Annotated in this window: 22 protein-coding genes and 15 pseudogenes; 15 read left to right on the forward strand and 22 right to left on the reverse strand. The window is 65.5% G+C overall.

What is annotated here, in order from left to right; genetic code table 11:
- Nucleotides 1–66 precede the first annotated feature (66 nt).
- Nucleotides 67–803: pseudogene (locus ACFODQ_RS01735) on the reverse strand (SDR family oxidoreductase).
- 144 nt (nt 804–947) lie between these two features.
- On the opposite strand from ACFODQ_RS01735, the gene ACFODQ_RS01740 reads away from it, so the two are divergent.
- From ACFODQ_RS01740 to ACFODQ_RS01755, 4 genes and pseudogenes are all read left to right on the forward strand, one after another.
- The gene (locus tag ACFODQ_RS01740) at nt 948–1253 is read left to right on the forward strand and encodes a LysR family transcriptional regulator (RefSeq protein ID WP_377014702.1); all 306 of its coding nucleotides are present in this window, start codon (nt 948–950) and stop codon (nt 1251–1253) included.
- Nucleotides 1244–1411, forward strand: a complete 168-nt coding sequence (locus ACFODQ_RS01745; protein ID WP_377014704.1) for a hypothetical protein — start codon at nt 1244–1246, stop codon at nt 1409–1411. Before ACFODQ_RS01740 ends, ACFODQ_RS01745 begins: the two co-directional genes overlap by 10 nt.
- A pseudogene (locus tag ACFODQ_RS01750) lies at nt 1411–1632 on the forward strand (LysR family transcriptional regulator); the annotation flags it as partial. The gene ACFODQ_RS01745 and the pseudogene ACFODQ_RS01750, both read left to right, overlap by 1 nt.
- A gap of 44 nt (nt 1633–1676) precedes the next feature.
- Nucleotides 1677–1859 carry a hypothetical protein gene (locus ACFODQ_RS01755; RefSeq protein WP_377014706.1) on the forward strand — a complete coding sequence of 61 codons (183 nt, stop codon included), beginning with the start codon at nt 1677–1679 and terminating at the stop codon, nt 1857–1859.
- Between the two features lie 23 nt (nt 1860–1882).
- Here ACFODQ_RS01755 and ACFODQ_RS01760 read toward each other — a convergent pair whose 3' ends face one another.
- Nucleotides 1883–2554 (reverse strand): LysR substrate-binding domain-containing protein, encoded by a 672-nt coding sequence (locus tag ACFODQ_RS01760; RefSeq protein WP_377014708.1) that lies wholly within the window; start codon nt 2552–2554, stop codon nt 1883–1885.
- Nucleotides 2511–2798 carry a LysR family transcriptional regulator gene (locus ACFODQ_RS01765; protein WP_377014710.1) on the reverse strand — a complete coding sequence of 96 codons (288 nt, stop codon included), beginning with the start codon at nt 2796–2798 and terminating at the stop codon, nt 2511–2513. Before ACFODQ_RS01765 ends, ACFODQ_RS01760 begins: the two co-directional genes overlap by 44 nt.
- A 136-nt stretch (nt 2799–2934) precedes the next feature.
- On the opposite strand from ACFODQ_RS01765, the gene ACFODQ_RS01770 reads away from it, so the two are divergent.
- The 4 genes and pseudogenes from ACFODQ_RS01770 (at nt 2935) to ACFODQ_RS01785 (ending at nt 4296) form a co-directional block, all read left to right on the forward strand.
- The gene (locus ACFODQ_RS01770; protein WP_377014712.1) at nt 2935–3303 is read left to right on the forward strand and encodes a hypothetical protein; all 369 of its coding nucleotides are present in this window, start codon (nt 2935–2937) and stop codon (nt 3301–3303) included.
- Between the two features lie 53 nt (nt 3304–3356).
- A complete protein-coding gene (locus ACFODQ_RS01775; RefSeq protein WP_377014714.1) occupies nt 3357–3656 on the forward strand; it encodes a hypothetical protein in 300 nt (99 codons plus the stop codon).
- A gap of 315 nt (nt 3657–3971) precedes the next feature.
- Nucleotides 3972–4097: pseudogene (locus ACFODQ_RS01780) on the forward strand (flavin-nucleotide-binding protein); the annotation flags it as partial.
- 49 nt (nt 4098–4146) lie between these two features.
- Complete coding sequence (locus tag ACFODQ_RS01785; protein WP_377014741.1) at nt 4147–4296, forward strand: hypothetical protein; 150 nt, start codon at nt 4147–4149, stop codon at nt 4294–4296.
- On the opposite strand, the gene ACFODQ_RS01790 is transcribed toward ACFODQ_RS01785, so the two are convergent.
- Complete coding sequence (locus tag ACFODQ_RS01790) at nt 4284–4691, reverse strand: hypothetical protein (RefSeq protein WP_377014743.1); 408 nt, start codon at nt 4689–4691, stop codon at nt 4284–4286. The genes ACFODQ_RS01785 and ACFODQ_RS01790 overlap by 13 nt on opposite strands.
- On the opposite strand from ACFODQ_RS01790, the gene ACFODQ_RS01795 reads away from it, so the two are divergent.
- Complete coding sequence (locus ACFODQ_RS01795) at nt 4680–5243, forward strand: 2Fe-2S iron-sulfur cluster-binding protein (protein WP_377014737.1); 564 nt, start codon at nt 4680–4682, stop codon at nt 5241–5243. The two genes, ACFODQ_RS01790 and ACFODQ_RS01795, sit on opposite strands and share 12 nt — an antisense overlap.
- Before the next feature lie 29 nt (nt 5244–5272).
- Here ACFODQ_RS01795 and ACFODQ_RS01800 read toward each other — a convergent pair whose 3' ends face one another.
- Genes ACFODQ_RS01800 through ACFODQ_RS01815 form a run of 4 tightly spaced genes read right to left on the reverse strand, consistent with a single transcriptional unit; the run spans nt 5273 to nt 6705 of the window.
- A complete protein-coding gene (locus ACFODQ_RS01800) occupies nt 5273–5761 on the reverse strand; it encodes a DUF4124 domain-containing protein (protein ID WP_377014716.1) in 489 nt (162 codons plus the stop codon).
- Nucleotides 5704–6237 carry a restriction endonuclease gene (locus ACFODQ_RS01805; protein ID WP_377014718.1) on the reverse strand — a complete coding sequence of 178 codons (534 nt, stop codon included), beginning with the start codon at nt 6235–6237 and terminating at the stop codon, nt 5704–5706. The genes ACFODQ_RS01800 and ACFODQ_RS01805 overlap by 58 nt, the downstream gene beginning before the upstream one ends.
- Complete coding sequence (locus tag ACFODQ_RS01810) at nt 6185–6544, reverse strand: hypothetical protein (protein WP_377014720.1); 360 nt, start codon at nt 6542–6544, stop codon at nt 6185–6187. Before ACFODQ_RS01810 ends, ACFODQ_RS01805 begins: the two co-directional genes overlap by 53 nt.
- Nucleotides 6541–6705 (reverse strand): hypothetical protein, encoded by a 165-nt coding sequence (locus tag ACFODQ_RS01815; RefSeq protein WP_377014722.1) that lies wholly within the window; start codon nt 6703–6705, stop codon nt 6541–6543. The genes ACFODQ_RS01810 and ACFODQ_RS01815 overlap by 4 nt, the downstream gene beginning before the upstream one ends.
- Before the next feature lie 377 nt (nt 6706–7082).
- On the opposite strand from ACFODQ_RS01815, the gene ACFODQ_RS01820 reads away from it, so the two are divergent.
- The 5 genes from ACFODQ_RS01820 to ACFODQ_RS01840 are packed head-to-tail and all read left to right on the forward strand — an operon-like array spanning nt 7083 to nt 10557.
- Entirely contained in the window at nt 7083–7688 is a 606-nt protein-coding gene (locus ACFODQ_RS01820; protein WP_377014724.1) for an STN domain-containing protein, read from the forward strand.
- On the forward strand, nt 7685–7939 hold the full coding sequence (locus tag ACFODQ_RS01825) for a TonB-dependent receptor plug domain-containing protein (protein ID WP_377014726.1): 255 nt from the start codon (nt 7685–7687) through the stop codon (nt 7937–7939). The genes ACFODQ_RS01820 and ACFODQ_RS01825 overlap by 4 nt, the downstream gene beginning before the upstream one ends.
- Nucleotides 7915–8781, forward strand: coding sequence for a TonB-dependent siderophore receptor (locus ACFODQ_RS01830; protein ID WP_377014728.1), 867 nt, complete (start codon nt 7915–7917; stop codon nt 8779–8781). Before ACFODQ_RS01825 ends, ACFODQ_RS01830 begins: the two co-directional genes overlap by 25 nt.
- The gene (locus ACFODQ_RS01835; RefSeq protein WP_377014730.1) at nt 8748–10256 is read left to right on the forward strand and encodes a TonB-dependent siderophore receptor; all 1509 of its coding nucleotides are present in this window, start codon (nt 8748–8750) and stop codon (nt 10254–10256) included. The genes ACFODQ_RS01830 and ACFODQ_RS01835 overlap by 34 nt, the downstream gene beginning before the upstream one ends.
- Nucleotides 10150–10557 carry an alpha/beta hydrolase gene (locus ACFODQ_RS01840; RefSeq protein WP_377014739.1) on the forward strand — a complete coding sequence of 136 codons (408 nt, stop codon included), beginning with the start codon at nt 10150–10152 and terminating at the stop codon, nt 10555–10557. Before ACFODQ_RS01835 ends, ACFODQ_RS01840 begins: the two co-directional genes overlap by 107 nt.
- Before the next feature lie 126 nt (nt 10558–10683).
- Here ACFODQ_RS01840 and ACFODQ_RS01845 read toward each other — a convergent pair.
- The 11 genes and pseudogenes from ACFODQ_RS01845 to ACFODQ_RS01895 form a co-directional block, all read right to left on the reverse strand.
- Nucleotides 10684–11598, reverse strand: a pseudogene (locus ACFODQ_RS01845) (SMP-30/gluconolactonase/LRE family protein).
- Between the two features lie 54 nt (nt 11599–11652).
- Nucleotides 11653–12550 (reverse strand): annotated as a pseudogene (locus ACFODQ_RS01850) (amidohydrolase family protein).
- A gap of 64 nt (nt 12551–12614) precedes the next feature.
- A pseudogene (locus ACFODQ_RS01855) lies at nt 12615–13568 on the reverse strand (tripartite tricarboxylate transporter substrate binding protein).
- Between the two features lie 50 nt (nt 13569–13618).
- A pseudogene (locus ACFODQ_RS01860) lies at nt 13619–14608 on the reverse strand (tripartite tricarboxylate transporter substrate binding protein).
- A gap of 231 nt (nt 14609–14839) precedes the next feature.
- Nucleotides 14840–15159: pseudogene (locus ACFODQ_RS01865) on the reverse strand (tripartite tricarboxylate transporter substrate-binding protein).
- 46 nt (nt 15160–15205) lie between these two features.
- Nucleotides 15206–15484 (reverse strand): annotated as a pseudogene (locus ACFODQ_RS01870) (tripartite tricarboxylate transporter substrate-binding protein); the annotation flags it as partial.
- 279 nt (nt 15485–15763) lie between these two features.
- Nucleotides 15764–16747: pseudogene (locus tag ACFODQ_RS01875) on the reverse strand (NAD(P)-dependent oxidoreductase).
- A pseudogene (locus ACFODQ_RS01880) lies at nt 16690–17374 on the reverse strand (RraA family protein). The pseudogenes ACFODQ_RS01875 and ACFODQ_RS01880 overlap by 58 nt, the downstream one beginning before the upstream one ends.
- A 55-nt stretch (nt 17375–17429) precedes the next feature.
- A pseudogene (locus tag ACFODQ_RS01885) lies at nt 17430–18457 on the reverse strand (Bug family tripartite tricarboxylate transporter substrate binding protein).
- Between the two features lie 18 nt (nt 18458–18475).
- On the reverse strand, nt 18476–19378 hold the full coding sequence (locus tag ACFODQ_RS01890) for an amidohydrolase (RefSeq protein WP_260719783.1): 903 nt from the start codon (nt 19376–19378) through the stop codon (nt 18476–18478).
- A gap of 71 nt (nt 19379–19449) precedes the next feature.
- A pseudogene (locus ACFODQ_RS01895) lies at nt 19450–20407 on the reverse strand (tripartite tricarboxylate transporter substrate binding protein).
- A 328-nt stretch (nt 20408–20735) separates the two neighbouring features.
- Here ACFODQ_RS01895 and ACFODQ_RS01900 point away from each other — a divergent pair.
- Nucleotides 20736–21426, forward strand: a pseudogene (locus tag ACFODQ_RS01900) (IclR family transcriptional regulator).
- A 66-nt stretch (nt 21427–21492) separates the two neighbouring features.
- Here the strand turns inward: ACFODQ_RS01900 and ACFODQ_RS01905 are convergent.
- The 3 genes and pseudogenes from ACFODQ_RS01905 to ACFODQ_RS01915 all read right to left on the reverse strand — a co-directional run bounded on the left by ACFODQ_RS01905 (nt 21493) and on the right by ACFODQ_RS01915 (nt 24011).
- Nucleotides 21493–22296 (reverse strand): enolase C-terminal domain-like protein, encoded by an 804-nt coding sequence (locus ACFODQ_RS01905; RefSeq protein ID WP_377014733.1) that lies wholly within the window; start codon nt 22294–22296, stop codon nt 21493–21495.
- 17 nt (nt 22297–22313) lie between these two features.
- Nucleotides 22314–22844 carry a hypothetical protein gene (locus tag ACFODQ_RS01910; RefSeq protein WP_377014735.1) on the reverse strand — a complete coding sequence of 177 codons (531 nt, stop codon included), beginning with the start codon at nt 22842–22844 and terminating at the stop codon, nt 22314–22316.
- A gap of 198 nt (nt 22845–23042) precedes the next feature.
- Nucleotides 23043–24011, reverse strand: a pseudogene (locus tag ACFODQ_RS01915) (Bug family tripartite tricarboxylate transporter substrate binding protein).
- Nucleotides 24012–24159 lie beyond the last annotated feature (148 nt).

The following is a 24159-nucleotide window of genomic DNA, read 5'->3' on the forward strand; positions in this document are numbered from 1 at the left end:
GCCTTCAGCCAGCTCCGCCAACCGAGCTGGCATTTTTTTGTCTGGGCGTGGATTCGTCAGCTTGCCTCAAACCTGCGCCATCCCCCCATCGACAAACAGCTCGTGCCGGCGATGAACTTGGCCTGTGGCGAAGACAGGAACAGCACCGCATCCGCGATTTCATCGACTTCGCCGACGCGGGCCGATCCGGCACCTGGCTGCCATATAGTCCAGCAGGCCTTGTTGCTGCGCGGCATCGTTGCCAGCCAGCTCGACCAGGCCAGGGGTGCGGATGGGGCCGGGGCTGACGACATGACGCGGATGCCGCGCTCCTTCAGATCCAAGTCCAGCTGCGGGCGAGATTGCGCACGGCGGCTTGGAGGCGCTGAGATGCGAAGGCGGCGGTGCCGGTGGAGCGACGACCGAGCCGTCAGCACGACGGAGGCGCCATCGCGCAGCAGCGGCAAAGCCTTTTGACGTAAACACGAGGCCCTTCACATTCGTGCCAAAGGTGGCATCAAAGTGCTCCTCGGTGATGGCGGCCCAGGGGCAGCATCGAGCCACCGCCGGCATTGGCGTAGAGCACATCGATTTGCGCATGGCTTTGCTGCACGGCGTCGTAGAGGCGGTCAATGTCGGCCAGTTTGGACATGTCGGCCCGCACACCGGTGGCGCGGGGGCCGAATCGCCTGGACGGCCTTGTCCAGCTCTTGCTGCGGCGGCCGTGACAAACACATAGGCGCTTCGCTGGCAAATTTCTTGGCGGTGGCCAGGCCAATACCGCTGGTGCCACCGGTGACTACGACGACCTTGTTTGTCAAAATTGCGTTCCATTTTTCCTACTCCTTGAGGTGTGCGCCGAACCGTTCGTCGCAGTGAATGTAATGATGCAGGTGGAACAAAGTTTTCGGTAGACGGGTAAAGTGGATATCATTGTTCCAATATTTAGACAAAGCGGGATAAGGCCCATGCGAGATATCAACGACTACGCGCTGTTTGCCGAGGTGGTGCTGCACAGCGGCTTTGCCGCAGCAGGCCGCGCGCTGGGCATGCCCAAGTCCACCTTGAGCCGGCGCATTGCGGCGTTGGAGTCGCGCTTGGGTGTGCGGCTGATCGAGCGCTCCACCCGGCGCTTTCGGGTGACCGAGGTGGGCCAGGCGTTTTACGAGCGCTGCCGCACCATCGTGCTCGATGTGCAGCAGGCCGATGCCGTCGTGTCCGATGCGCTGGGCGAACCCCATGGTGTCGTGCGCTGCAGCTGCCCTTGGGGCTGATGGAAATCCTCTCGCCCACCCTGACCGATTTTTTGCAGACCTACCCCAAGGCACAGCTGCAGATGGTGGCCGCCGATCGGCCCGTCAACCTGATCGACGAGCGCATCGATGTGGCCATCCGCGTGCGCACCAGCTTGACGACCGACGCCGCCTGGTGATGCGCACGCTGGGCCATTCAAACCGCATTCTGGTGGCTGCGCCCAGCCTCGCCAAGCAGTGCCAAAAAGGCGATCTGCAGCTGCTGGGCGAGCTACCCACCTTGGCCAGCACCGAGCAGACCGGCACCATCAGCTGGGAGTTCTGGGATGGCGATGGCCAGCCCAGCGTCATCAGCCACACGCCCCGCATGACCTGCGCCGATTTTGGCGCGTTGCGCTCAGCGGCCTTGGCTGGCCTGGGCATTGCGCTGTTGCCCGAGCACTTTTGCAGCAAGGAGCCGAGCGCGGCAGCCTCGTCCATGTGTTTCCGCAATGGCGCACGGAGACAGGCATTGTGCATATCGTGTTCACCACCAGGCGGGGCTTGCCACCGGTGGTGCGGGCGTTTATCGAGCACCTGGCGGGGCGCTTCAAAGGCGAGCTGGCCGATAGCGCGACGGCCAACTAGCGGCGCTGCTGCAGCCCAGCCTTTCAGCGCTTTTCTGCAGAAGGCGCAAACTCCCCCAGCCGCGCGCGCAGCTGCTCAGCCAAATGCTCAACCAGGGTCGACACCCGCACCGTGCCATGGTGCTTGCTCGGGTAGACCAGGGACAGCGGGCGAGGCGCGGGGGCGTGGCCTGGCAAGATGCGGACCAGCTCGCCGCGCGCAATCGCATCCATCACCTGGTAGTGCAGAAAGCGGCCAAAGCCCTGGCCGGCAATGCAGCCGGCGATATTGCCGCCACGGTATTGCAGCGCATGCGGCCCTTTACCTTGACGCGCTCGGGCCGGCCCTGGCTGACAAACTCCCAGAGGTTGGCGTCGCCCACACCGCCAAACTCGATGCAGGCAGCGCAGCCAGGTCTTGCGGCTGCTGGGGCATGCGCAGGCGGCAACCAACGCAGGGCTGGCGGCAATCACCTGGTGGATGTCCACAACATGGCGCGCCACCAGGCTGGAATCGGGCAGCGGCGCAATGCGCACGGCCAGGTCCAGACCTTCTTCCACCAGGTTGACCACGCGGTCGAGCAGCAAGAGCTGCACCTCCACCTGCGGGTAGCGCTGCAGGTAGCTGGCCACCAGCGGGCCACATGCAGCTCGCCAAATTTGACGGAGGCCGTCAGGCTGATGCTGCCCGAGGGGCTCGGCCTGCGCCCGGCTCATGGCCTGCTCCGACTCGGCGACTGCGCGCGGATGGCCAGCGCATGCACCCGGTAGGCGCGGCCTTCGTCGGTGATGGCAGGCGCCGCGTGTTGCGGTTGAACAGGCGCACGCCCAGGTGCTTCTCCAGCGCAGCCAGCGTGCGCACCACGCTGGGCAGGGACAGCTCCAGCGCCTCGGCAGCGCGGGTCAGGCTGCCCTGCTCGGCAATTGCCAAAAAGACATCAATGGCGTGGAGGCGGTCCATGGTGGGGTAATTGCTGCAAAAAGTGAAGAATCAAATCATTCTCTGGCATTTATCAAGTTTGAGTAAATAGATAAATTTGCTTCCGAGACGGCAACTCCAGTTTTGTCACTACGCGCCGTCCTCGAAAGGACTATTTATGAAAACCGTCATCGTTGTTTTTTCCGATCCCCAATCCGGCACGCAAGAAGCGCTGGGCCGTGTCGTGAACGCGCTGTTCCTGGCCTATGAGCTCAAGGAAAAGAACCGGGACTTTGACCTGGTGTTCCAAGGCACGGGCGTGCGCTGGCCTGCCGAACTGGTCAAGCCAGAACACCCCGGCCATGCACTGTATGAAGCGGTGCTGGACCACATCGTTGCCTGCGCGGTTGCGCCGACGTGTTTGGTGCGGGCGCAGGCCTGGCACCCACCGGCATTGCGCTGGTGCGCGACAAGACCATCCCTGGCACACCGGCGTGCTGGATCTGTCGCGCCACCTGGACGCGGGCCACACCTTGGTGACCTTTAAGCCGCCTGGCTGACAGCTTTTGCGACCCTGCCGCCACCAAGGAGCCGTTATGGATGACCACATCTTTCACACTGGCGAACGCCTGGTGCAGCAGCGCACGGGCGAGCGCGGCACTGCGCTCATACAACAGCCGCAATATCAGCCCCGGCATTCCGGCGGCAGCGCGCAACTTTGTCGGCCAGCAGCGCTGGTGCGTGCTGGGCGCAGCCGATGCGGCAGGCGCCATGTGGGCTTGCATGCTGAGTGGCGAGCCCGGCTTTGTGCAGGCCAGCGATGACCTGCGCAGCCTGCAGGTGGCCAGCAGCGACCCGCAGAGCGTGGCTGGCCCGCATGGCCCCCATCGCCGATCTTAGCAGCCCCGCAATCCATCGCCGTGCTGCTGATCGAGCTGCAGACCCGCAGGCGCCTGCGCATCAATGGCCATGTCAGCCAGGTAACAGCGCAGGCATCGGCGCAGGCACTGGCGGTGGCGGTGGGCCAGGCCTTTCCGGTCTGCCCCCGCTATATCCCAAAAGCGCGAGCTGCTGCCACTGGAGGCAGAAGCGGCAGCGAGCACCGCACCAGTACCGCTGTCACCTCGGGCACACGCTGCTGGACGAGGCCACCTCGGCCTGGATCGCGGCGCCGACACCTTGTTCATCGCCAGCCTGGGCCCAGCGGCGAGGCCGATGTATCGCACCGGGAGGCCGCCCGGCTTTGTGCAACAACAGGGCCGGGTGCTGCGCATCCCCGATTTCAACGGCAACAGCATGTTCAACACCTTGGGCAATCTGGAGCTGGAGTCGCGCTGCGGCCTGGTCTTTCCAGATTTTGAAGGCGCGCGCCAGTTGCAGCTGACCGGCCATGCGCGCGCCCATTTGGGGTCGATGCGACATCGACCAGACAGGAGGAACCGGGCGCTGGATCGAGTTCCAGGTGGACAGCTGGCGCAGCACGCCGCTGAACCTGCCCCAGCGCTGGCGCCTGCTGGAAGCCTCGCCCTACAACCCTTGAGAATGCCCATGGAACCCCTGACAAGCCTGGACCTGGTGGTTGCTGACAAGCAAGCCATCGCCACCGACATCGTGCGTCTGGTGCTGCGCCACGCCGCAGGCCAGATGCTGCCCGGTGCAGAACCCGGCGCGCATATCGCCCTGGATATGGACGGCCGCGTGCGGCGCTACTCCTTGCTGCACACCGGCCCGGCACTGGACCACTACAGCATCGCCGTGCTGCGCACCGCGCAGAGCCAGGGCGGATCGCAGTTCATCCACGACCAGCTGGCCGTAGGGGACCCGGTGCGTGTGCTGGAGCTGGCCCATGAATTCGCGCTGCAGCCCGATGCACCGTACACGCTTTTGATCGGCGGCGGCATCGGCATCACGCCGTTGCTCAGCATGGCCGAGCATCTGCAGCAAGCAGGGCAGCGCTTTGCCTGCACCAGATCGTGCACGACGCCACCCGGCAGTATCCGCTGGCACCCGCCTGCCTGGCCAGACCCATATCGGCCGCAGCAGCCTGGACCTGCCCGGCTTGCTGGCCGCGCAAGTGCCCGGCAGCCAGGTCTATGTCTGCGGTCCTGCCGGTTTGGTGGGCGCCGTGCGCGCCGCTGCAGCGCAACTGGGCTGGGCGCCCGAGCGCATCCACAGCGAGAGCTTTGGTGCGGCTGCCGATGCCAGCGACGGTCCATTGCGGGTCACGCTGGTGCAGTCGGGCCAGCGCATCGATTGGCGCCTGGCCAATCGCTGCTCGATGCCTTGCTGGCCTCAGGTGCCTGGACGGGCTATGAGTGCCGGCGCGGTGTCTGCGGCGCTTGTTTTGACCGAGGTGGTCAGTGGCAACCCCATCCACCGCGACAGCATTGCGCCTGCCTTGCGCGGCCATGCGATGTGTACCTGTGTCTCCTGGGCAGAGGGGCCGGAGTTGGCGTTGAATCTTTGAGAGACCGCCGTGCAAAGTAGCAGTTGGCCGTGTCTGCCGCAGCGGGCGCTTAGCAGTTCAGATCATTGAAGCGGTTGCGCGCCTTGTACAGATCGACCTCGGCCTGGGCCAGGTCACTCGCCGCTGCTGCTTGCACCGCTTGCTTGAGCGCTGGCAGGCGGTTGTCCAGCCGTGCGCATTCAAGCTTGTCGGCGGGGCTGAGCTTGAAACGGTGCTGGTACACCGGTAACTCATCGGCGTTCATCCCTGACAGGGGCTGGATGGCTTCTGCAAAGGCAGCGTTGCGTTCGGCACGCTGCACGTCATTGCCTTTGCGGCTCTTGCCCGTCATCTTGTCCATGCCCTGGGTAGGCGTGGTGTCGATTTCCGTAGCGCCCACACAAGGCGCATCCGAGTAGCTCACGCGCCCAGCCGTTTCGCAGCGGTACACGGACTTTTGCGCAAAGGCAGGCGCGGCGCAGCAGACCAGGGCCAGCAGTATCAGCGAGCGCTGCAGGTTGCGACCGCCTGCATTGCGAGAGGTGGACAACAAGCGCATGGAAAAACCTTCATGCAGCCATTACCCGCCGCAAGCGTGCCACGGCAACCCGGGAAGGTCGAGCAGCCCCAGAAGGACTTGCCGGCATGGGCGCCCTGGCGTGCGGTGCGCAGCTCCATCGCGGCGCTGCAGCGCGGGCAGCTGGGTTGGGCAGGGGCAGGGGCTGCTGCAACGGGGGCGGCAGCCGAGGCCGTCGCAACGTTGGTGCGCGCGGTTGATGCAGCCGAGGTGCCGCTGGCTTGCGTAGCCTTGGGGCCATTCACCAGCGATTGCCGCGCCCGCTGCACCATCGCCAACAGCTGGGGGCCATCGACCAAGGTGATATTGCGACCCCGTGCAAAGGCCTGGGCGTCGTTGCTGAAGCGGCCGGAGGTGACCACAAAGCCGCCCGTCGCGCCCCTGGCGGCCATCACGCCATAGAGTTCACGCACAGTGGCAACGCCCACACGCTGGGCCTTCCACTGCTTGCACTGCACGAGAATTTTTCGCCGCCCTTGAGCAGCACCAGGTCCACGCCGCCATCGGGCCCGTTGCCGCCCAGCTCGATGATGCGAAAGCCCTGCAGCGGTAGGCCTCGCCCACCAGAAGTTCAAACTCGCGCCAGCTGATGTCGCCCAGCACAGCCACATCCTGCGCCTGCACCACGCCTTTGACGAGGGCCTGGCGCTGCTTTCGGCGCCAGGCCGACATGGCAGCGGCCACCAAGCACATCAAGGGCAGCAGGTATTGGCCGATGGACGCCAGCCCAAAGATGAGCCCCTTCTGGACCACGGCTGCCATCATGTCGGCGGGGCGGCCTGCCAGGTAGCCGTTTGCGGCACGACCGCCAGCCGGTGCAGGAACACATAGCTCGCTCCCGCCAGTGCCACACAGATCCACCAGGGGAGCAGCGCCAAGAGGTCCAGCATGTCTTCCAATCCACTGCTTTTCTTGCGTCTTGCCATGGTCTCCCCCTGTCCTGGTTTGCTGATGGATGCCTGTCTTTGTGCGGCTGGCTGATGGCGGCGCAGTGCTTGCTGGAAGCGCCACGCACAGACCGTTTGCTGCTTTGTATTACAAAATCTATCTGCGTGATCTTACGCTTTGCTGACGGGCGTATTGGGGGCATCACCAGAGCGACAGGGCGTTGCTGGGGTGTGCATGGCTGGCCACCACAGCCGCAGTTTCTGCAGCCACCGCTGCTTGTCTTGCGGCCACCGCTGCTTGTTTTGCAGCCCGCTGCAGCCGGATTTTGCCACCGCGAAAATTTTCCCCACTATTTTTCGCTTCAGGTGATCACTTTTTGGATCTCGTTCGGTGTACAGGGCAATGGCGCTATGCAGTGCCGCTCTTTTCTTTCCAGATCACCAGGACGACGAACCATGACTCTCTCTTCCATCGCCGCAGCCGGCACCGCGAGCGCTTTGCCCTGGCTTTGCTGCATGGCGCCATCCGTGCCACCTTGGTTGGCGGCAGTGCCGCAGGCCTGGCGCTGGCAGCACCTTGGGCCCTGGCGGCAGAGCCGGCCGCCGGCGCCAAAAGCTATGCGATTGCAGCGGGCCCGCTGTCGGATGTGCTGGCGCAGTACGCGGCAACGGCAGGAGTGCAGCTGGTGTTTGAGCAGTCCACCTTGGCGGGGCTGCGCAGCGGTGGCTTGCAAGGCAGCTATGGCGAGGCGGAGGGCTTTGCCCAGCTGCTGCGCGGCAGCGGCTTTGAGGTGGTCAAGCAAGGGGGCGCCACCTATGTGCTGCGCAAGCTGCCGGCGGCCAACCCTGCGGCAGCGGGCAGTGCGGCTGGGGCATCGGACATGACCTTGAACACGGTCACCGTGACGGCCGCGGTCCAGCGCAGTGGCACCACCGAGGGCAGTGGCAGCTATGCGGCGGCGCATTTCGAGCACCAGCTCCAAGCTGAACCTGAGCCAGCGCGAAAACACCGCAGACCTTGACGGTCATCACCCGCCAGCAGATGGACGACGCCGGCATGACCTCGGTCGATGATGCGCTGCGCGCAGTGAGTGGCGTGTTTGCGGTCGATGGCGGCAGCATTGGCGCCAACTACTACAGCCGGGGCTTTAGCATGCAGGCCCAGGTCGATGGCATGGCCACGCCTTCGGGCATCGACAGCGGCACCGCTCGCCCAAGTTCGACAGCGCCTTTGTCGACCGGGTCGAGGTGCTGCAAGGCGCGGCCGGCCTGATGGCCGGTGCTGGCAGCCCGGGCGGCACGGTCAACATGGTGCTCAAGCGCCCGACCGACACTTTCCAGGCCCAGGGCGAGGTGCAGCTGGGCTCCTGGAAAGAGCGGCGCCTGGTGGGCGATGTGTCGGGCCCGCTGATCGACTCGGGCGTGATCCGGGGCCGCCTGGTGGCCGTGGCCGATAACAGCGAGTCGTTTACCGACTATGTCTACCGCGACCGCTATGCGGGCTACGGCATTGTCGAGGCCGACCTGGGCCCCACGACCACCTTGAGCGCCAGCGTGCAGCTGCAAAAGGACACGAGCCGGGCCATTTTGGCGTGCCGCTGGCGGCCGATGGCAGCGATGCCGGCTGCCCCGCTCGTCCTTCTGGGGCGATGCCGACCACCGCTCGGTGCGCGACTACAACATCTACACCGTGGGCCTGCCCAGCAGCTGGCCGGCGCCTGGAGCCTGAAGGCCAACTACGCCTGGCAAAAGACCAACAACGATATCGAGAACTTCAGCAGTCTCTCGGGCAACCTGAACCCTGTGACCGGCGATGGCCTCTTCATCGGCAGCCGCCAGCGCAACTACACCTCGGTGATGCACGCCAATGTGGTCGATGTCTATGCGACGGGGCCGTTTGATTTTCTGGGCCGCCGCCATGAGCTGACCTTGGGCGTCAACGGCACCAGCTACCGTGATGAGAATGCCGGCACCGGCTACTCGTCCACCACCCCAATCAATGTCTACACCTTTGATCCCGAAGGCCTGGGCCCATCCCCGATGGCCTGCGCGCATCGACCAGCAAGACCAAGACCAGCAATATGGGTGTCTATGGCGTCGCGCGCTGGAGCCTGACCGACGCGCTCAAGCTGATCACCGGCACCCGCATCAGCAACTACGAGCGCAAGAACAGCTTGACCGGTGTTGTGGCGCCCAAGGAGAAGGGCGTGGTCACGCCCTATGCGGGGCTGGTGTATGACATCAACGCCCAGTACTCGGCCTATGCCAGCTACTCGGACATCTTCAACCCCCAGACCAACCGCAGCCAGGATGGCAATGTGCTCGACCCGGTGGTGGGCGCCAACTACGAAGTGGGTATCAAGGGCGAGCTGCTGAACAAGCGCCTCAATGTCTCGGCCGCCGTGTTCCGCCTGGCGCAGTCCAACCTGGCGGTGCTCGATTCCTCCGTGCCCAACAACCCCAGCAATGTCTGCGGCGGCGCCTGCTACACGGCAGCGGGCAAGGTCGTCAGCCAGGGCTTTGACCTGGGCGTAAACGGCCAGGTGAGCCGCGAGCTGAACCTGGCTGCGGGCTACACCTATACCAGTGCCGAGTATGTGGCCGGCCCGCAAAAGGACCAGCGCTTCCGCACCGAGCAGCCGCGCCACAGCATGCGCCTGGCCGCCAACTACCAGCTGCCGGGCACGCAGTGGTCGCTGGGTGGCAATGTGGCTGCCACCAACAAGGCCTATAAAAACGGCGGCTCGGGTGCCAATGCCTGGACCATCGAGCAGGGCGCGCTGGTGCTGGTGGGCCTGAACGCCAAATACCGTATTACCCCCAAGACCCAGCTGAACATGGTCGTCAGCAACCTGACCGACCGCAGCTACCGCCACCTGTATGGCCGCGAGTACGCGCCGTTGGCGAGCCGCGCAAGTTCAGTGCTAACCTGCGCCATGATTTCTAAGCCACCCATGCGCTTGTCCACCCTCTACCCAAGCGCCTGCGCGGCGCTGCTGGCCGGCTTGCTGGCCACGGCACCGCAGGCGGGGGCCCAAACCGCCCCGCAGGGCGCTGCAGACGATGCACCTGCTACGGCCACGCCCAGCACCGCAGCCACCCCCGCCAGCCCCTATGTGATGCCGGCCACCCAGGTCTGGGACATGGCATCGGACGGTGGCGAGATCTACCGCATCTTTGTCTCCGCACCCGACAAGGGCGAGCCCCCAAGGGCGGATACCCGGTGCTCTATGTGCTCGATGGCAATGCCTACTTTGGCTCCTTCGCGCAGGCGCGCTGGGTGCAGGACTACCTGCCCGTGGGCAAGGCGATCATTGTGGGCGTCGGCTACCCGGGTGACAAGCCTGGGATGTGCGCCGCATGGCCGACTACACGGCCCAGCTGCGCGAGCCGCAGTCGCCCGAGGTGCGGGCCTTTGCCAAGTACAAGAGCGGTGCGCGCGCGCCGTTTCTGGATTTTCTGACCGGCAAGCTGCGCGGCGAGATCGCCCAGCGCTACCCCGTCAACCTGGAGCGCCAGTCGCTGTTTGGCCATTCCTTTGGCGGGCTGTTTGCGCTTTACGCGCTGTACGAGCGCCCCCAGGCCTTTGAGGCGATTGTGGCCGCCAGCCCCTCGATGGAGTGGAACGGCCAGCATATTCTGGAGGAGGAGCGCGTGTTCCGCGACAAGGTGCAGGCCGGCAAGGTGGGCGCCACCAGCCGCCTGATGGTAGTCGTGGCGACCGCGACGCGATGGCGATCCGGAATCGGCCCGCATGCTGGCCGAGCGGCTGGAAGCGCTCTCCGCTGGGGCCTGCGCGTGCGGCTGCAGCGCTACCCGAATGAGGTGCATGCCAGCGTGCCGGCGCAGGCGGCCAATGACACGCTGCGCTTTGCGTTTACGCTGCGCTAGGTACGCTCTGCCAAAGCTGTGCCTAATGGGATGGGCGCGGATCGGGATGAGACGCAAGGCGTCTTTTGCAGTCCATAGCAAGCTATGGACAAGAAAGACAACACAGCGGATCGCCCGAGACCGCGTTCAGACCCCTTGGTGAATTGGCATGCCTGGCGTGGCCATGCTGGTCGTCAAATGCGGCCATAGGTCGAATCGGTGACAAACAGCTGCTTTCGCTCTGCGCCCCCAAAGGCCAGGTTGGTGGTGGAGCTGCCCTTGATGCCGCACAGCACCTGCACCGGCTCGGCCAGGTGGTTCAGCACCCAGACATAGCCCAAGCCCGGGTTGGCCACCAGCACATGGCCCTGGGCATCGACAGCCAGGCCATCGGGGCCGCTGGGCCCGTACGAGGTGAAGAACTGCTCACCTTGGCGACGCTGCCATCGGGCAGCAGGGGCACGCGCCAGACGCAGTTGCCACGCGTCACTGCCAAATACAGCACGCGGCCATCGGGTGACAGCGCCACGCCATTGGGGCTGGGCACATTGCTGAGCAGCAGATCAAGCTGGCCATGGGGCCGCAGGCGGTAGAGGCGCCCGCTCGGGTCATGCAGGCCGCTTTGGCCCTGGTCGGTAAAGTACAGGTTGCCTTCCGCATCAAAAATCAGGTCGTTCACGCCCTGAAGCTCTCGCTGTTGCGGCGCTCCAGGTAAGGGCTTACCGCGCCGCTGGCCGTATCCAGCTGCATCAGGCCGTTCTTGTAGTCGGTGACCAAGAGCTTGCCGGGGGCCAGAAACTTCAGGCCATTGGGCTCGCCGTCGTACTCTGCGACCAGGCTCCACTGGCCCTGCGCATCAATGCGGAAAATGCGGCCCCAGGGGATATCGCTGACATAGAGGTTACCGGCCTCGTCAAACACCGGGCCTTCCAAAAACGAATCTGTTATCGCGCCGCCCCGGTTGGCATCAGCCCAGGCGCTGCGCTCACGGCGGCGAAAGGACTCGGGCATGGCGCTGAAGGTGTCCAGGGTGCGGACTTCAGGGGATTGCAGCAAAAACATGGGCGGCCTTTTTGGCATCAAAAACGGTAGGGGTGTGCAGGATCTTGCCAGGGTTTAGCAAGACCGAAAGCCATAAAGCTGGGCGGGGTGTCCACCAGAATGCGGTCCATCACCGCATCGCTCACCGACCAGGCCTGCAGCAGATGGACCAGGTCGGTATCGTTGACGGTGCCCGGCCGCTCGGTGGTGTGCGGCCAGTCAGAGCCCCACACCAGACGCTCGGGCGTGGCCTGCACAAGCGCGCGGCCCAGCGGCACGGTATCGGCATAGCTGGGGCCATGCACCTGGGAGCGCATATAGGCGCCCGAGAGCTTGACCAGCAATGGCCGCCATCAAGCAGACGGCGCAGCACGCCATAGGCCTTGGCCGATGCGCCTTCGGCCGGGTCCATGCGGCCCAGATGGTCGATCACCAAGGGCACCGGCAACTGCTGCAGCACTGGCTGCAGTGCGATGATCTGCGCGGGCTCGGCAAACACCTGGATATGCCAGCCAGCGCAGTCCGGGTGGCGTGCCAGCTTCTGCGCCAGGGTCTGCAGCATCTCGGGCGTGGTCGTGCCCCAGGACTGGGGCGAGACAAAGTTCACCCGCAGCCCGCACACGCGCCGCGCCGCCAGGCGCGCCAGCTCGGCATCGCTCACCGCCGCATCCACCACCGCCACGCCGCGTGCGCTGTTGCCCAGTTGGTCAAGCGCATCCAGGGTGCAGGCATTGTCGGTGCCATAGGTCGATGGCGTAACCACCACCGTGCGTGAGGTGCCCAGGCGCTGCTGCAGCTGCCGGTAGGCCGCCACCGGCGCATGGGGTGGCGTACGCGGCCAGTGTGCCGACGGCGCAAAGCGCTTGTCGAAGACATGCATATGGCTGTCGCAGGCCAGCGCAGGCAAGGTGCGCGTGGGTCGGTCCAGGCCAACCGAATGCGGGACAGGGGTCGTGAGATCAGGCAAGGTCATCTCGGTGGGGGCGTTTTATGGTGCGGGGCTGGCCGCTGCAGCAGCGGCGGCCAGCGGGAAGGAATCAGTCCAGTTTGATATTGCCTTTTTTCACCACCTCGCCCCATTTGGCATCTTCCTTTTTCAGAAAGGCGCTGAACTCTGCCGGTGTCGAGCCACGGCCTGCGCGCCCAGGTCCGACAGGCGTTGCTGCACTCAGGCTCCTTGAGCACCTCAGCAATCGCCTGGTACAGTTGCTGGGAGATAGCATCTGGCGTACCAGCGGGCAACAGCACGCCATTCCATTCATAGGCTTCGTAGCCGGGGATGACGGTCTCGGCCACCGTGGGCACCTCCGGCAGGCGCGCCGAGCGCTGGGGCGAAGACACGGCCAGCGCACGCAGTTTGCCGCCGCTCACCAGCGGGTAGGAAGCAGCCACGGTGGCGAACATGAAGTCCACCTGCCCGCCCATCACATCGGCAATCGCCGGGCCACCGCTCTTGTAGGGCACATGCACCATGTCCAGGCCCAGCTTCTGGCGGAACAGCTCGGCCGCCAGGCGCTGCACGGTGCCGCTGCCGCCCGATGCAAAGTTGATCTTGCCCGGTTCGGCCTTGGCCTTGGCGATCAGGTCGTTCACATTCTTCAGCGGCGACTCTGCCTTGACCACCAGCGCATTGGGGGCCAGCAGCACCAGCGACAGCGGTTGCAGCGCATTGGCTGCATAGGGCATCTTGGCAAACAGATGCGGGTTGATCGAGTAGGGTGTCGCGTCGTAGAGCATGGTGTAGCCATCGGCCTTGGCCTTGGCCACAAAGCTTGCGCCAATGGTGCCGCTGGCGCCAGCCTTGTTCTCCACGATCACGCTGGTGCCCAGCTTGGCGCCCATGCGCGTGGCCAGCACACGGGCCACCGCATCGGCCGCGCCGCCCGGGGCGTAGGGCACGACGATGGTGATGGGGCGCTCGGGAAGGCGGCATGCGCGATGCTGGCGGCCAGCGCGCAAGCGGCGATCAGGGGTTGGATAAAGCGGGGCATGGTGTCTCCTGAAGATAGGTATAGGTATGGGGTTGGATGCAGTGGCCGGATCAATCGGCTTTGAGATCCAGCTCGCGCGCAATCTGGGTATAGGTCATCACCTCGCGCGCCACCTGGCTGCCAAAGGCCGGGCCGCAGGTCGAGTCGGCGTCCAGCCCCAGGCTGTGCAGCTTGTCCACGGTAGCGGCGTTGCCGGCAAAGTCGCGGGCGGCTTTCTCCAGCTGCTGCGCAATTGCGGCGGGCAGGCCGGCGGGCGCCATCACGCCATACCAGGCATCGGCCGAGTACTTGCCGCCACCAGCCTCGGCAAAGGTGGGCACCTCGGGCAGCAGCGACGAGCGCTTGGGCGAGGCGACAGCCAGGGCTGTGAGCTTGCCGCTCTTGATCTGCGGCAGCACCGAGCCAAGGTGGCGAACGAGCTGTCGAGCTGACCGCCCATCAGATCAGTGACCACCGGGGCCGCGCCTTTGTAGGGCACATGGTTCAGCTGCAGGCCATTGGCGCGCGCAAACATCTCGGTCGCAAAGTGGCCGGAGCTGCCCATGCCGGCGGTGCCGGCCGTTGTGCGCCCGGGCTCCTTGCGGGCACGCGCCATGTAATCGGCCAGGCTCTTGACCGGCAGGCCCGGCTGCACCACCAGTACCGTGGGCTGGTCGCGACCGTGCACAGCGGCTGGAAGGACTTGAGCGCATCAAACTTGACCCGGCCGCTGTAGAGGCCCGGAATCATCGTGTGGTTGGTGGCGGCAAACAGCAAGGTATAGCCATCGGCCGGTGCACTGGCCACCGCTTGCGCAGCCAGGATGGTGTTGGCGCCGGGCTTGTTGTCGACCACAAAAGGCTGGCCCAGGGTGCGGCCTGCGTAGTCGGCAAAGGCGCGTGCCACCACATCGGTGGGGCCGCCTGCGGCAAAGCCCACAATCAACCGCACCGGTTTGGCGGGTAGGCGGGAGCCTGTGCAAAGCTGGCGCTGGCCGCCAGCGCTGCTGCTGCCACCAGCGTTTGCACGGCCAGTGCTGGCAGATTTTTCTTCTTGAACATGTGCTTGTCTCTTTCTCAATCCATGCGAATGCCGCTGGCGCGGATCACGCCGGCCCATTGGCGGTTTCGGCCTGCACAAAGCTCGAGAAGGCCTGCGCGCTGGAGCCTACGCCTTGTACACCCAGTTCGGCAAAGCGTTTCTGCATCTCGGGGCTGGCCACGATGGCGCGGGTTCGGCCTCCAGCCGCTGCAGCACGGGCTGCGGTGTGCCCGCCGGGGCAAAGAGGCCATTCACTCGTTCACCTCAAAACCGGCCAGGCCCGATTCGGCCATCGTCGGCAGCTGCTCCCAGCCATCGCTGCGCTGGGCGGAGGTGATCGCCAGCGCGCGCAGCTTGCCGCCTTTGACAAAGGGGCCACTGGCCGTGGTGGCGCTGAACATCACATCCACCTGGCCCCGATCAGATCGGTCAGCGCCGGCGCGCCACCGCGATAGGGGATATGCGTCATCTCCAGCTTGGCGCCTTGCTTGTACAGCTCCGCCGCCAGATGCTGCGCGCCGCCGTTGCCGCCGAGGCATAGCTGAGCTTGCCCGGCGCGCCTGCGCGGCACGGCTCAGGTCGGCCACCGTATGCAGTGCCGAGCTGGCGGGCACCACCAGCAGCAAGGGCACCTGGTTGATCAGCGAGATCGGCGCGAAATCCTTGGCCGGCTGGTAGGGCAGTTTGGCAAACAGGCTGGGGTTGACGGTAAAGGCCGTCGCATCGAGCAGCAGCGTATAGCCGTCGGGCGCAGCCTTGGCCACCGCCGCCGCGCCAATCGTGCCGCTGCCGCCGGGGCGGTTGTCTACGATCACTTGCTGGCCTAGCCGGCTGCCCAGCTGGGTGGCCAAAAGTCGCGCGGTGTTGTCGGCATTGCCGCCGGGCGGGTAGGGCACGACGAGCTTGATGGCTTGTCGGGCCAGGGGCTTGCGCCTGGGCGGGCAGCGCGCCTGCCATGCCTGCTGCCAAGGCGATGCTGCCCAGCGCTTGGGCCGCAAGCGCCATCGGCCAGCGGCGGTTAAAAACCTGCTTCATCTTTGTCTCCTGTCTTTCAGGCGTTCCTTAACGGGTCGCATGCTTGCAGCCTCTTAGTGTTTGCTGGGGCCGGGTGCATGCCCGGCCCGTTGTTAGGCAAGGGCAAGCAACGCTGGCTTGCCCGTGATCCAGCCAGTGCCTCAGGCCGTGGCTGGCGCCTTGGCCAGCACGGCCAGCAGGTTCTGGGCTGCGCCCACGCCCATGTTCACGTAGGCATCGCTGGTCACGCCGCCGATGTGGGGGCTGAGGACAAAGTGCGGCTCGCGCTGGAAGGGGTGGCCGGCGGCCATCGGCTCCACCGCAAAGCTGTCCAGGCCCGCAGCCATCACCTGGCGCGCGCGCACGGCATCGAGCAAGGCAGCCTCGTCGATCAACCCGCCGCGCGCGGTGTTGACAACGATGACGCCACGCTTGCACTGCGCCAGGCTGCTGGCATTGAGCATGCCCCGGTTCTCTTCCGTCAGCGGGCAGTGCAGCGAGATCGCATCGGCCTCGCGCCAGAGGGTGTCCAGGTCCACGCTCTGCACATAGGCTGGCAGGTTCTTGGCAAAGGGGTCAAAGCCGATCACGCGCATGCCCCAGCGCATCGGCCATCTTGGCAAAGCGCAGGCCGATGGCGCCCAGCCCTACCAGGCCAATGGTGCGGCCGCCCAGCTCCAGGCTCTTGTGCGTGCCTTGTCCCAGTGGCCGGCATGCATGCGTGCATCGAGCGCCACGACGGACTTGGCGCAAGCCAGCAGCAGCGCCAAGGCCTGCTCGGCCACGGCCGCAGCATTGGCGCCCACGGCGGCCACGACCTCGATGCCACGTGCCTTGGCGGCCACCTTGTCGATGGTGTCGGTACCGCTGCCGTGCTTGGAGATGACCTTGAGCGACGGGGCCGCATCCATGACCGTTGCGCCGACCTTGCCGTAGCGCACGATGATGGCCACCGGGTCATATTGCCTCGCCAGCGCGACCAGGTCGTCTTCGGTCGGTGTCTTGCCGGCGTAGATGACTTCGTAGCCGCCAAGCAGGTTCAGTGCTTGCTGCGCCAGATCGGCGCCGGTGACGATGATGGCGGGTTTCACAGCGATTCTCCTTCCTGGAGCACGCCGGCCGCACGCAGTGCAGCAGGCAGCCATTTCGATGCCGTGTCGCCACGGGCAATGGCGTCGATACGGGCGGCTTCATCGGCCACCTTCTTGTCGGCCAGGGCCATCAACGCAGGCGCCTTGGCGCGCTCGATCACGACCACGCCATCGGCGTCGCCCACGACCAGGTCACCCGGGTTGACCGTGGTGCCACCGGCCGAGATCGGGTGGTTGATGCGGCCGGGCACAAACTTGGTGGGCCAGCGGGGTTGAAGCCGGCGCTGAACACGGGGAAGTCCAGCTCCAGGATTTCGAGCTTGTCGCGGATCGCGCCGTCGACGATCACCCCTGCCAGGCCCCGCTTCTTGCAGGCGCTGAGCATCAAGGTGCCCATCAGCGCGGCCGTCTGGTCGCCTTGCCATCGATCACCAGCACATCGCCGGGCTCGGCCAGCGCGATGGCGGCATGGATCATCAGGTTGTCGCCGGGGCGCACCTCGACCGTGAAGGCCGGGCCTGCGACCTGCATGTTTTGGTGGACGGGTGCCACCCGTGCATGCATGGTGCCGCGGCGGCCGGCCACGTCGGCCAGAATGGCGGCCTGGAAGCTGCTGGCCTTGGCAACGACGTCGGCGCTGACGCGCTCGATGTCACGGATGATGTCGGGAAGTTGGCTCATGGTGTTGGTCCGTTGGGAGGGATAAAAAAAATGGGGTGTCGGAATGGCTGGCGCCTTATCGGCTTTGGTTACTCGCCTTGATGTTTCCGTCTTTGATGACCTGGGCCCACTTGGCCGAATCGGCCTTTGCAGCGCGCCCAGCTGCTGGGGTGTGCCACCCACCAGGCTGATGCCCAGCTTGTCGGCAGTGCCACGACGGCGGGGTCTTTCAATGCCTGGTTGATGTCCTGGTTCAGGCGCTGCACAACGGCCTGGGGCGTCTTGGCCGGCGCAAACACGGCCTGCCATTGCTCGACGACAAAGTCCTTCATGCCCACTTCGCCCATCGTCGGCACATCAGGTAGCGCAGGCAGGCGCTTGGCAGAGGTAACGGCCAGCGCACGCAGCTTGCCGGCCTGCACATGGGGCAGTGCAGCGGCTACGGGCGCGAACATGAACTGCACCTGCTCGCCCAGGGTGTCCTGCAAGGCCGGGGTGTCGCCCTTGTAGGGGATGTGGATAAAGCGGGCGCCGGTCTGCTGCTGCAGCAGCTCGCCCTGCATCTGCAAGATGGTGCCGTTGCCGCCCGAGGCATAGGCCAGCTTGCCGGGCTGGGCCTTGCCGGCAGCGACCAGATCGGCTACCGTTTTGAAGGGCTGCTTGGCGCCCACGACCAGCATGTGCGGGATGGTGCCGAGGATGGCCACGGGCTCGAAGGCCGCAATGTGGTCATAGGGTAGCTTGCCCATCAGGTGCGGCGCAATCGCCTGCGGGCCGATCGAGGTGCCCAGCAAGGTGTAGCCATCGGGCGCGGCCTTGGCGACCCAGGCCGCACCGATGGTGCGGTGGCGCCCGCCTTGTTTTCCACATCACGTTGGTGCCCAGCGCCGTGCCAATGCGCTGCGCCACATTGCGGCCCAGCACATCGGTGCTGCCACCGGGCGGGTAGGGCACGACCCAGGTGATGACCTTGCCGGCAGGCCAGTCGCCTTGGGCCAACGCGGGCGTGGCGCCCAGGCTGGCCAGCAGCGCTGCGCCTGCAGCGGCAAGCAGGCCGCGGCGTGCGCGCTGTAGGGAGGGGGTAGTTGCTAGGAATGTGGTCATGTCAGTCTCCGAAGTGTTTTATGAATCGGCCAAGGGGCCAAAGCCGTAGAGCGCGGCCGGGTTGTCGACCAGCACGCGCTGCAGGGTGCCGCTGCCTGCGCTGTGCTGCGCCCAGTCGGCCAGGCGGTCGATCTGGCGCGCGTCATCGGGCATGGCTTGCACACCGGCGGAGGCAGTGGCATGGGGCCAGTCACTGCCCCATAGCACACGCTGGGGCGCTGCGCGCAGGTAGCTGGCGGCCAGCGCATCCAGCGCCGGGTCTTCCACGCTGTGCTGGTCGCTGACGATGTAGCCGCCCGACAGCTTGATCCAGGCCTGGCCGCGCTGCAGCAGCTCCAGCAGCAGACCGTGCGCAGCGCTGCCCGCCATGGCCGGCGCGATGCGGCCAAAGTGGTCAAACACTAACGGCACCGGCAGCTCGCGCAGCACGGCCGCCTGGCCCAGCAGCAGATCGGGCGCCATCAACAGCTGCAGGTGCCAGCCCAGCGGAGCAATGCGCTGGGCCAGCGGCCTGAGCGCCGCCACCGTGCCCGCCACGCCCAGCGACAGGTTGAGCCGCACGCCGCGCACGCCCAGGCGGTGCAGGCGCTGCAGCTGGGCATCGCTCTCCGTGCCGTCGATCACCGCCACACCCCGGGCCTGGCTGCCCAGCGCTGCCAGGCCTTCGAGCATGCAGCGGTTGTCCGTGCCATAGGTGGAGGGGGTGACCAGCACGGCACGCGTGGTGCCGATGCGCTGCTGCAGCGCGCGGTAGTCCTGCGCCGAGGCGTCGGGTGGCAGCAGCCTGGCGCCCGCTGCGCTGGGATAACGGCTGTCATACACATGGATATGGCAGTCGCAGGCGCCGTCGGGCAGCGGGGTGGAGGGTACGGCGGTACCTGCCGAGAAACGGACGGGCACAGCCAAGCTATCGCGGTGCATGGCGCGGGCTCTGGGTGAACGGGGTGGTGTTGGGGGAGGGGGGCTGGGCGCGGGCCGGTGTGCTTGCGGCCTTAGTTCAGGCTGGCGCCTGAGTCCTTGACGATCTTGGCCCACGGGGCACTTCGGCATGCATCAGCTTGCCAAAATCTTGCGCGCTGCCGCCCAGGATATCGCCGCCTTCGGAGCGAAGCTTCTCGACCACATCGGGCTCGGCCAGCGCGGCATTGATGGCTTTGTTGAGCTTTTGCACGATCGCATCTGGCGTGCCGGCCGGGGCCAGGATGCCAAACCAGGTAATGGCTTCAAAGCCCTTGCTGCCGGACTCGGCCATCGTTGGCGTGGAGGGCAACTCGCCCGAGCGCTGCTTGGAGGTCACCACCAGCGGCTGGAGCTTGTCATTGCGCACCTGGCCGATCAGGGAGGGGATCGATCCAACAAAGAGGACGATCTGGCCGCCGGACAGGTCGGTGATCGCTTGCGCAATGCCTTTGTAGGGCACATGGCGCAGCTTGACGCCAGTGGCTTGCTCGATCTGGGTGACGGCCAGGTGGCGACGGTGCCATTGCCGGCATAGCCCACGGTGACGGTATCGGGCTTGGCTTTTGCAGCCTTCAACACCTCGGCGATTGAATGCAGCGGGGTGCCTGCGCCACTCACCATCAGGATTGGCGACGAGGAGACGAGCGCGACCGGGTCAGGTTCTTGAGCGGGTCGTAGGGCAGCTTTTTGTACAGCGCCGGGTTGATGGCCAGGTTGCTGGTCTGGCCCATCACCAGGGTGTAGCCATCGGGCGCGGCCTTGGCGGCGGCGTCCACCCCCAGGTTGCCACCGGCGCCGGGCGGTTGTCCACGACGATGTTCCAGCCATTCTTCTCGGTAACCTTTTGCGCCACGCGCGGGCAATCATGTCGGTGCCGCCGCCGGGCGGAAAGGGCACAAACAGGCGAATGGGCTTGGCCGGGTAGTTGCTTTGGGCGTAGGCACCGGTGGCTGCTGCCGCCAGTACGCCGTGCCCAGCGCCAGGCGGCACAGGCGCGCCGAGATCGAAATCGCTCGTGTCGTGATCGTCATACGTTGTCTCCGTATCGTTGTGTTGGTGTGGCCTTTTGGTCTGGTGCCAATCGGTGCGCTACTTTAAAAAAAGTTTCAAGGGGTACAATGCCGTTTCAACCAATGAAACACATTGCACCATGGGCAACCCGTATCAGCGCAAACCCGCAGCCCGATCCAAGGCGAAACCCGGCCCCGTTGTCACGCAGCTGGTGGAGGACGACCTAGTCGGTGCCGAGGCCGTTGCAAATGCGGGGCAAGAGGAGGGCGCATCGTCGACCAGCACCGTCACTGCGGTGTTGCGGGCGATGCAATTGATCGATGCCTTTGCGTTGGGCGAATCGCATCTGCCGCTGGCCGAGCTGAGCCGGCGCTGCGGCCTGCACAAGACCACGGCGCTGCGCATTGCGCGCACCCTGGCGCAGTCGGGCTACCTGGTGCAGCGGGAAGATGGCGATTGGCGCCTGGGCCCGGCAGCGGGCTGCTGGGCGCGCGTTACCAAGCCGGTTTTGATGTGCAAAACGTGCTGGAGCCGGCGCTGCGCGCGCTGACGGTGGCCAGCGGCGAGAGCGCCGCCTTTTATGTGCGCGAAGGCCATGTGCGCACCTGCCTGGTGCGGGTGGAAGGCCGCAGGCCTTGCGCCACCATGCGCGCATGGGCGAGGGGCTGCCGCTGGACAAGGGCTCGCCAGGGCGGGTGATTCTGGCGTTTTCGGGCGAGCCGGGCGACTTGTACGAAGCCATCCGCCAGCGCGGTTTTCACTGGTCTATTGGCGAGCGCGAGCAGGGCGTGGCCACCATCTCCGCGCCGGTGTTTGGCAAGCACTGGCGGCTGCTGGGCTCCGTCTGCGTCTCCGGCCCCGCCTCGCGCCTGCCGCAGCAAAAGCTCGAAGAGATGTCCACGACGGTCATCGCAGCTGCCAACCAGCTGTCCTATGCGTTGGCGGGCAATACGGGGCCGTCTGCGACCCTGGTGCGGGCCAGCCACTGGCACCCCTGAGTCCTGCGCGGATGTGGCTGCGGCGTCCCTCGCGCGGCACGTCGAACGGGGGACTGCTGCAGCGGCTTAGCGCACCATGCAAGGGCGCTTGTTGTCAAAGCGCCAGCCCGGAACCAGGTACTGCATGGCAATCGCATCATCGCGGGCGCCCAGGCCGTGCTGCAGGTAGAGCTGGTGCGCGCGCTCGACGGCGTCCATGTCCAGCTCGATGCCCAGGCCGCCTTGTTGCGGCAGCTCGATATAGCCGCCCCTTGATCTGCAGCGGCTGCTTCGTGAGGCCCTGGCCGTCTTGCAGATCCAGTGCGTGTCGATGGCGGTGACCTTGCCGGGCGCGGCAGCGCCCACATGGGTGAACATGGCCAGCGACACATCGAAATGGTTGTTCGAGTGCGAGCCCCAGGTCAGGCCAAAGGCCTGGCAGAGCTGGGCCACGCGCACCGAGCCTGACAGCGTCCAGAAGTGCGGATCGGCCAGCGGAATATCGACCGATTGCAGCGACAGCGAATGGGCCATCTGGCGCCAGTCGGTGGCGACCATATTGGTGGCCGTGGGCAGTCCGGTCGCGCGGCGGAACTCGGCCATCACTTCACGGCCGGAGAAGCCCTCTTCTGCGCCGCAAGGGTCTTCGGCATAGGCAAGGATGCCGTGCAGATCGCGGGTGATGCGCACCGCATCCTTGAGCAACCAGCCGCCATTGGGGTCCAGGGTGATGCGGGCCTTCGGAAAGCGCTCATGCAATGCGCGGATGGCTTCGACCTCGTCCTCACCGCGCAGCACGCCACCCTTGAGCTTGAAATCCTCAAAGCCATAGCGCGCATGGGCGGCCTCGGCCAGGCGCACGATGGCCTGCGGGTCCATGGCTTTTTTCATGGCGCAGGCGCTTCCAGTCATCGGCCTCGTCGGAAAGCTTGGTAGGGCAGGTCGGTCAGTTCGCGGTCGCCCACATAGAAGAGATAGCCCAGCATCTGCACCGAGGTGCGCTGCACGCCTTCGCCCAGCAGCGCAGCGACTGGCACGCCCAGGTGCTGGCCCAGCAGATCGAGCAGTGCCGATTCTGCTGCCGTCACCGCATGGATGGTGGTGCGCAGGTCAAAGGTCTGCAGCCCACGGCCTGCGCTGTCGCGGCCCGCAAAGTTGCTGCGCATCGCGTTGAGCATGGCGTTGTAGTTGCCCACCGGCTGGCCGAGGATCAGCTCGCGCGCGTCTTCCAGGGTATTGCGAATGCTCTCGCCACCCGGCACCTCGCCCACCCCTGTGCGGCCTGCGCTGTCGGTCAGGATCAGCAGGTTGCGGGTGAAGAACGGCGCATGGGCGCCGCTCAGGTTGAGCAGCATGCTGTCATGCCCGGCCACGGGCACCACGCGGTAGCCGGTGATGCGGGGGGTGGAAGAGGGCGACGCGGATGTGGTGGCTTGCATGGTGGGCTAAGGGTCAATGTTGGAGGTTGTGCAGCGGGCGTGTTGGGCTCGGGGGCTGTTGCTTTGAGCGCTAACACGGCCCAGCAAACCGCAGGTTTGCGGTTGAGACGAGGCCCAAGTCGCAGACAGTACGGTAGTACGGCAAGGCTTGGCGCGGCCGGCCAGGCAACGACGTATCAAGGGTTGTGTTAGTGGCTCTTATTGTGCGGTGATGTTGCCGGTGGTGATGACCTGCTTCCAACGCGCAAACTCCTTGCGCTGGAACTCGGTAAAGGCCTCGGGGCTGTTGCCGACAATCTCCAGCCCCATGTCGGTGAACTGCTTGCTCACAGCTGGGTCATGCAGCGCTTTGACAATGCCGTCGTGCAGCTTGGTTCGAACATCGGCGGGCAGGTTCTTCGGTGCGGCAAAGGCTTGCCAGGCATAGACGTCCATGCCATCGATTCCGGCTTCTGCCATCGTCGGCACATCGGGCAGCACGGCAGAGCGCTTGTTGCCCGTGACCGCAATGGCCTTGAGCTTGCCCGACTTGATATGGGGGAAGACGCTGTTGACGTTCTGGAAGGACATGTCCACCTGGCTGCCCAGCAAATCAGCGGTGGCCGGCGCGCCGCCCTTGTAGGGCACGTGCAGGCCCTTGGTGCCCGTCTTCTGCCAGAACAGCTCGGCAGTCAGGTGGTCCGACGATCCCGCGCCCGAGGTCGCAAAGCTGACCGTGTCGGGCTTGGCCTTGAGCATCGCGATGACATCCTGCACGTTGTTGACCTGGGGGCGAGCTGGGGATTGACCACCAGCACATTGGCTGTTTGTACCGCCACCGTGATGTAGCTGAAGTCCCGCGTCGGGTCATAGGGCAGGCCCTTGATCAGATGGGGCGCCACCACGAGCGGTGCCAGCGACGAGACCAGCAAGGTATAGCCATCGGCCGGGCGCGCGCCACCTGGGCGGCGCCAATGCTGCCGGTGGCGCCGGCCTTGTTTTCCACACCACCGACTGGCCCCACTGCTGGCCCAGGTTGTTGCCAATTGCGCGCGCCACCGTGTCGGTCGCGCCGCCCGCAGGGAAGGGCACGATGATCGTGACTGGCTTGTCCGGCCAAGCCCAGGCACTGGGGCTGGCGGCCAAGGCCGCAGCGCTGCGCAGACGAGGGCCGCTATCTTTTTCCATCCTGGATTTGGGGTGGTGGTCATGCTTGTCTCCTGCATTTAAGACGTTGCTGAAATCTGGCTGAGCGATGCTTCGCTTCAAATAGTTAACGTTAACATTGCAATTTGTCGTATTGTTTAACGTTAACTTTGGCTGAGAAATCAGTAAT

It is taken from the genome of Comamonas sp. JC664 (assembly GCF_042647185.1).